The sequence below is a fragment of the uncultured Aquincola sp. genome (assembly GCF_964001545.1).
Lineage (GTDB): Bacteria > Pseudomonadota > Gammaproteobacteria > Burkholderiales > Burkholderiaceae_C > Aquincola.
Genome location: NZ_CAXFDV010000690.1, coordinates 1 through 7,258 on the forward strand (window position 1 = coordinate 1; position 7,258 = coordinate 7,258).

The 7,258-nt window shown below is 73.9% G+C and carries 3 protein-coding genes; 1 reads left to right on the forward strand and 2 read right to left on the reverse strand.

Annotation, left to right across the window (positions count from 1 at the left end; all coding sequences use genetic code 11):
• A partial coding sequence (locus ABNT58_RS24290; protein ID WP_348755968.1) for a polysaccharide lyase occupies positions 1–759 on the forward strand: 759 nt, incomplete at its 5' end.
• On the opposite strand, the gene ABNT58_RS24295 is transcribed toward ABNT58_RS24290, so the two are convergent.
• Positions 714–1,634 carry an alpha/beta hydrolase gene (locus ABNT58_RS24295; RefSeq protein ID WP_348755969.1) on the reverse strand — a complete coding sequence of 307 codons (921 nt, stop codon included), beginning with the start codon at positions 1,632–1,634 and terminating at the stop codon, positions 714–716. The two genes, ABNT58_RS24290 and ABNT58_RS24295, sit on opposite strands and share 46 nt — an antisense overlap.
• Positions 1,631–7,249, reverse strand: coding sequence for an amino acid adenylation domain-containing protein (locus tag ABNT58_RS24300; protein ID WP_348755970.1), 5,619 nt, complete (start codon positions 7,247–7,249; stop codon positions 1,631–1,633). Before ABNT58_RS24300 ends, ABNT58_RS24295 begins: the two co-directional genes overlap by 4 nt.
• Between the last annotated feature and the right edge of the window lie 9 nt (positions 7,250–7,258).

Consider the following 7,258-nt stretch of genomic DNA (forward strand, 5'->3'; position numbering starts at 1 on the left):
GGCGTGGGTTTCTGGATTTACAGCCTGCCCAAGGACGAGCTGCTGCCTTTTGCCGACGATTTCGAAAGCGGCGATCTGCGGCAATGGCGCCGGCTGGGCTGGCAGCAACTGTGCTGCGAACACTCGATGCGGGTGGTCGGCAACGGGCCGCCGCCACGCTCGGGCCGCCACGTGGCGCGCTTCGAGCTGCGCCGCGGAGACCCGCTGGTGCGCGGCAACCAGCGGGCCGAAGTGCGCCTGCCGGCCGCGGCCATGGGCGGTGAATACCGCTACCGCTTCAGCATCTACCTGCCTGCCGACTGGGCGACCGACCCGCTGCCGGTGAACCTGGTGCAGTGGCATTCGGTGTCCGACAAGCTGCTGCTGGAAGGCGGGCCTTCGATGCCGCTGCGGGTGGCGGTGATCGGCGATCGCTGGATCGTCGACAACTTCTGGGACAGCAAGCGCGTCACCAAGTTCGCCTTGCTGCCCGAGCACCCCGAGGGCAACCGCCTGCTGTGGTCGGGGCCGTTGGACCGGGGTCGCTGGGTGGACTGGGAGTTCCGCGTGCGCTGGGCCTGGCAGGGCGAGGGTCGGGTGCAGGTGCGCAAGGACGGCCTGCTGGTGGCCGATGCCGGCGGACCCAACACGTACCACGACTTCGTGGCGCCCTACATGAAGTTCGGCGTCTACGTGCCCGCCTGGTCGCACGACGAGTTCCGCTCGCCGGTGGTTCAGCGCATCGCGTACTTCGACGACATCGGCTTCGACAGGCCCTGAGGCCGCGGCGCCTGTGTCGGCCCGGCCAGCCAGGGCAGCAGCAGGTCCAGCAGGCGGCGCTGGTCTTCCAGGCGGCCGAACAGGTGGTCGCAGCGCTCCAGCACCTCATGCTCGACGGCGCCTTCGGCCCGGCGGCGGGTCGGGTCGTCCAGCAGCAGGTCGAGGTATTCGCGGCTGACGTCATCGCCCGAGCTGATGAACAGCAGCTTCAGCCGGCCGCCCGCGGTGGCGGCCAGCAGACGCGCACGCAGTGCCTGCAGGCCACCGCCGGCCGCTGCGCCGGCCGCGGCCGGCGACGGCCTGAGCTGGCGCACCAGCGTGTCCAGCAGCCGCTGGTAGTTGACGCGGCCCGACACCAGGTTGAGCCAGGCCCGCGGCCGCAGCACCGAACGCGTCCAGTAGCGGCGGGCCCAGGCCTGGCTCAGGTCGGCGGCGTCACCGCCCTCGCCTTGCATCAGGTCTTCGGGGTTGATCATCACCGCCGACACCACCCGCCGGTCGTCGCAGGCCACGTGGAAGGCGCTGTACGCGCCGGAGCAGATGCCCACCAGCGCATAGCGCTGGAAGCCCTGCGCATCCAGCGCATCCATGGCTTCGCCGGGTTCCAGGCGCACCAGGTCGTAGATCGACCGGTGGTCGGCCCGCGGCGGGCTGTCGCCGATGCCCGACAGGTCGATGCGCAGGCTGGCCAGGCCGCGGCGCGACAGCGCCCGCGCCAGCTGCACATGCAGCCGGTGGGGGCCCACATGGTGCAGCCAGCCGGCATTGAGGAAGATCACGGCCAGCCGGCCGTCGCCGGCCTTGGCGCTGGGCTCATTGAGCACGCCCACCTGGCTGGCGCCGGGCCCGAACATCAGCACACGTTCTTCGATCATGAGACGGCTTCCAGCGAGCGGATGACGTCGCCGGCCAGCCAGTCGGCCAGCAGGCGCAAGGTGTCGGCGGGCACCGGGCTGTCCTGCGCATCGGCCTGCCACGGCAGGCCGGCTGCCAGAGTCCGCCGCTCCAGGCCGGGCGGCACCGCGGCGGCCAGCCCGGGCGGCAGCCCATGGGCGCCCGGACCTTCGGCCAGCAGGCAGCGCAGCTGCGGCGGCCAGTGCGCTGCCGCAGCCCCACCCGCACCAGCCGCCCGCGCCGACAGGCTGTCGGCCAAGCCTTGCAGCTCGGCCACCAGCGCGTCGGGCAGCGGCACGCCCAGCGCCTGCCCTTCGGTGCCGGCGCCGCCATAACCCAGCGCCTGCAGAAAGGCCTGGTGCTCGGCCCGCCATTCGGTCAGCAGCTGCCGCCCGTCCCACACCGGGTGCCACAGCAGCAGCCGCGACACATCGGTGCGGCCGGCGGCCGCCTGCAGGGCCAGCGTGGCCCCCAGCCGCAGGCCCGCCAGCGCCACCGTGCGCAGGCCGGAGCGCCGCTGCAGTTCGTCGATGGCGTGGCCGATGTCGCGTCGGCACAGGTCCAGCCGCAGCGCTTCGGATTCGCCCTCCGAGTCGCCCAGGCCGTGGTAGTCGAAGCGCAGCACATGCGCGCCGCGGCGCGCCAGCTGCGCCGCCAGCTGCCGCAGCGCCCGGTGCGAACGAGCGTAGTCGGGCCCGATGGGCGGGCACAGCAGCACGGCCAGCCCCTCGCCCGGCGAGTGCCCCGCGGTGCCGGCGTCCGGCAGCGGCGGGTGCAGGCAACCGTACAGGCTGCCGGCCGCGCCGCTGAAAAAGCGCGGCAGCACACGCTCGGTGCCCGGCACGGCCACCGGCGACACGCCGCCCAGGCGGGCGCCGTGCAAGGCGGCCAGCTGGCCCACCGTCTGCTGGAACAGCTCGCCGGGGTGCAGCCGGATGCCACCGCGTTGCTGGGCCAGGTCCACCACCTTCATGGCCAGCAACGAGTGGCCGCCCAGGTCGAAGAAGTTGTCGTAGGCCTGCACCACGGGCTGGCCCAGCACGGTGCTGAAGATGTCGGCAAAAAACGCCTGCGCCGGCGTCAGCGGCCCGGCCGCGGTGGGCGGAGCGGCCGGCACGGCCGCCGCCGGCGCCGGCAGCGCGCGCCGGTCCACCTTGTTGTTGGGTGTCAGCGGATAGGCGTCCAGCCACACCAGCGCCGAGGGCAGCATGTAGTCGGGCAGCCGGGCCGCCGCGAACTGGCGCAGCACCGGCAGCGCGGGCCGCTCGGCCGCCGCGCCCTGACCGATCAGGTAGGCCACCAGCCGCTGGTCGCCGGGCCGGTCTTCACGCACCACGCACACGCATTGCGCCACCGCCGCATGGCGGCCCAGCACGGCTTCGATCTCGCCCAGCTCGACCCGGTGCCCGCGCAGCTTGACCTGGTGGTCCAGGCGGCCCAGCACGTCCAGCCGGCCATCGGGCCGCCAGCGCGCCAGATCGCCGGTGCGGTAGAGCCGCCCGCCGGCCAGGAACGGGTCGGGCCGGAAGCGCTCGGCATCGAGCTGCGGCCGGTTCAGGTAGCCGCGCGCCACGCCGGCACCGCCCAGGCACAGCTCGCCGGGCACACCCACCGGCAGCGGCTGTCCTTCCGCGTCGAGCACGTAGGCGCGCATGTTGTCGAACGGGCGGCCGATGCTGATGGGCGCATCGGCCGACTGCAGCTGCTCGGACGTGGCCCACACCGTGGCCTCGGTGGGGCCGTAGAGGTTCCACAGTGCGTCGCAGCGCGCCAGCAGCGCAGCGGCCAGGTCGGACGCCAGCGCCTCGCCACCGCACAGCAGCTTCAGCCGCGGGTGGCCGGCCCAGCCGGCTTCCAGCAGCATGCGCCAGGTGGCCGGCGTGGCCTGCATCGCCGTGATGTCGCCAGCTTCCAGACGCTGGCGCAGGCGCGCGCCATCGGCCGCCAGCTCGCGCGAGGCCACCACCACGCGGGCACCGCAGCAAAGCGGCAAAAAAAGCTCCAGCACATGGATGTCGAACGAGATGGTGGTGACCGCCAGCAGCGCATCGTCGGGCTGCAGGCCGGGGGCGCGCTGCATCGCCTGCAGGAAATTGACCACGGCGCCATGCTCGATCTGCGTGCCCTTGGGCAGCCCGGTGGAGCCCGAGGTGTAGATCACGTAGGCCAGGTGCCCGGGCTGCGTCACCGAAGGCAAGGGCGTGCCGTCCAGCTGCTGCAGCAGCGCCGCCTCCTGGTCCAGGCACACCACGCGGCGCCCGGGCTGGGCGGCAAAGCGGCTGCGCCAGCGGGCCTGCGTGAGCACCACCACCGCGGCGCTGTCGGCCACCATGTGCTGCACCCGTTCGTCGGGGTAGCCCGGGTCCACCGGCACATAGGCGGCGCCGGCCTTGAGCGTGGCCAGCAGGGCCACCAGCATCGCGCCGACCCGGTCGATGCACACGGCCACGCGGTCGTCGGGCTGCACGCCCAGCGTGCGCAGGTGCCGCGCCAGCCGGTTGGCGCGGCGGTCCAGCTCGGCATAGCTGAAGCTCACGTCATCGAACACCGCGGCCACCTGGCCCGGCCGCCGCGCCACCTGCTGCTCCACCAGCGCCTGCAGCGATGGCACGTGGGCATGCGCCACCGCCGTGCGGTTCAAGCCGTCGATCACCTGCGCCCGCTCGGCCGCGGCCATCAGCGGCAGCTGGGTCACTGGCTGGTCGGGCGCGCGGCAGGCGGCCTCGGCCAGCGCCTGCAGGTGGCCGGCCAGCCGCTCGATGGTGGCGGCGTCGAACAAGGCGGTGCTGTACTCGAACCAGCCGGTCCATTCGGCGCCTTCGCCACCGGCGGGGGCATAGGCATACAGCGACAGGTCGAACTCGGCGCCGCCGACGTCCAGCTCCTGCACGCTGGCGCGCAGGCCGGGCCACTCGGCGCTGGCGGGCGGCACGTTCATGTACGCGAACATCACCTGGAACAGCGGGCTGCGGCTGCGGTCGCGGGTGGGCCGCAGCGCTTCCACCAGCTTCTCGAACGGCAGGTCGCGGTGTTCGTTGGCTTCCAGCACCGTGTGGCGCACGCGGGCCAGCAGCTCGCGCATGTCGGGCGCGCCCTGCAGGTCGGTGCGCAGCACCAGGTTGTTGACCAGCGGACCCAGCAGCGACTCGGTGTCCACGTCGGGCCGGTCGGCCGATGGCGATCCGACCACGATGTCGGTCTGGCCGGTGTAGCGGTGCAGCAGCAGCTTGTACAAGGCCAGCAGCACCATGAACGGCGAGCAGCCGGCGCTGCGGCCCAGTGTGCGCAGCGCCGCCGTCAGCGGCGCCGGCCAGCGCCAGTGCACGCGGGCACCGTCGAAGCGCTGCACCGCCGGCCGCGGCCGGTCGGCCGGCAGGTCCAGCGGCGCCAGCCCCGCCAGCCGCTGCGTCCAGTGGGCCAGCAGCGCCTGCAGCGGCTCGCCGCTGAGCGCTTGCCGCTGCGCCTGCGCAAAGTCGCTGAACTGCCGCGGCAGCGGCGGCAGCGGCTGGCCGGGCGGCCGCTGCCGCGCCGCATACAGCCGCGCCAGGTCGCCCACCAGCACCTGCAGCGACCAGGCATCGGTGACGATGTGGTGCAGGGTCAGCAGCAGGGCATGGCGGTCAGGCGCCAGCCGCAGCAGCCGCAGGTCCCAGGGCGGCGCCCGGCCGAGGTCGAAGGGCCGGCACGCCAGTTCGCGGGCCAGCCGGTGGGCGGCCTGATCGTCGGCACCGGCCAGGTCCTGCAGCGCGAGGGGCCCGGGCGCCGGCGGCTCTATGCACTGGTACGGCGTACCGGCCTCCAGCACGAAGCGGGTGCGCAGGCTGTCGTGCCGCGCCCGCAGGTCGTCCAGTGCGGCCTGCAGCGCCGGCAGGTCCAGCTCGCCTTCCAGCATCACCAGGCATTGCTTGTTGAAGACGGTGGCCTCGGCATCGAGCTGCTGCAGGAACCAGATGCGCTCCTGCGCGAAGGACAGCGGCGCGCGCCGCGGGGCTTGCACGGGCGCCTGTGCGGGCGCCTGCAGCGCGTCGGCCATCGCCACCAGCAGCGCCTGCACCGTGGACTGCGCATGCAGCTGGCGGCTGAAGCCCCAGCCCAGCTGCAGGCAGCCCCCTTCCAGCCGGGCATGCACCTCGAACACATGGCTGCGCGGGTCGGTGCCTGCCCGGCCGGGGGCGGACTGGATGTCCAGCAGGTGCAGCAGGCGGCCGTCTTCGTCCGCCGCCGAGGGCACGGCACCCTCGAACAGGAACACCACCTCGGGCACCGGCAGCGCGGCCATCTCGGCGCGCAGGTTGGGGTCGGCATGCAGGTGGCGCAGCAGGCCGAAGCTCATGCCGCCCAGCGGCGCTTCACGCAGGGCGCGCGCGGCCGCCTGCGCGGCGTGCAGCGGGTCGGGGCCAGCGGCCACGCACACCGGGAAGGGGGCGGTGAACCAGCCGATGCTGCGCGAGACATCGAGCTCGTCGGCCACCGCGGTGCGGCCATGGCCCTCCACCTCCACCCACAGGTGCGGCTGGCCGCTCCAGCCGCACACGGCCTGCGCCAGCGCGGCCAGCAGCGCACCGGCCAGGCCGGTGCCGCCGCCGCTGCGCGCCAGCAACTGCGCGGTGCGCGGCGCATTCAGCTGCAGCCACAGCTGTGCGCTGCTGTCGTGGGTGTTGGCGCCGCCGGCCAGCTCGCGCGGCAAGGGCGTGAAGGCCTGCGCGCCCTGCCGCGACCAATGGGCAGCCGCGGCCCGGCAGCCGGCGCTCTGGGCATGGGCCACCAGGCATTCGGTCCAGCGGGCCCAGGGCGTGCCAGCCACCGCCGCCCGCGCCGGCACGGCGCCTGCGGCCGGGGGCTGCAGCCGGGCCTGCAGTTCGTCGTCCAACGCCTGCAGCAGCAGCCGGGCGGCGATCAGGTCGACCACCAGGTGGTGCAGGCCGAGGAAAAGCCGCCCCGGCCGCGCGCCGGCCTGCGCATGCACCGCGCGCAACAGCCCCCCGGCCGCCAGATCGAAGGGGCGTTGCGCCCGCACGGCCAGGGCGTGCCAGGCGGCCTGCAGCGCCGCCTCGTCGGCCTCTGCCGACAGGTCCACCGACTCGAAGTCCACCGCCGCCGGCGGGCCCTGCCGTGCCTGCCAGCCCGCTTCGCCCTGCACGAAGCGCTGCTGCAGCACCGGGTGCTGCGCCACCACGGCTTGCAGGGCGCTGCGCAGCAGCGCCGGGTCCAGGTCGGCCGGTGTGGCCACCACCAGGCCCAGGTTCCAGTGGCCGGGCTGCTGCAGCGGCAGGCCGAAAAACCAATGCTGGATGGGCGACAAGGCCACCGCATCGGCCACGTTGGAAGGATCGGGCGTGGGGCCGGGCGGTCGTAGGGGCGTGTCGCCCGTCGCGGGGCTGACCGCTTCCAGCGTGGCCGTGACCGTGACCGTGGCGGCCGCACGCGCCGCGCCGTCGGCGGCGGCCTGGGCGGCAGCAGCCATCGCGGCCACGGTGCGCAGCTCAAACACCTGCCGGGCCGTCAGCGGCCAGCCGGCGCGGCGGGCACGCGACACCAGCTGGATGCCCACCACCGAATCACCGCCCAGGTCGAAGAAATCGTCGTGCAGGCCCATCGCGGGCAC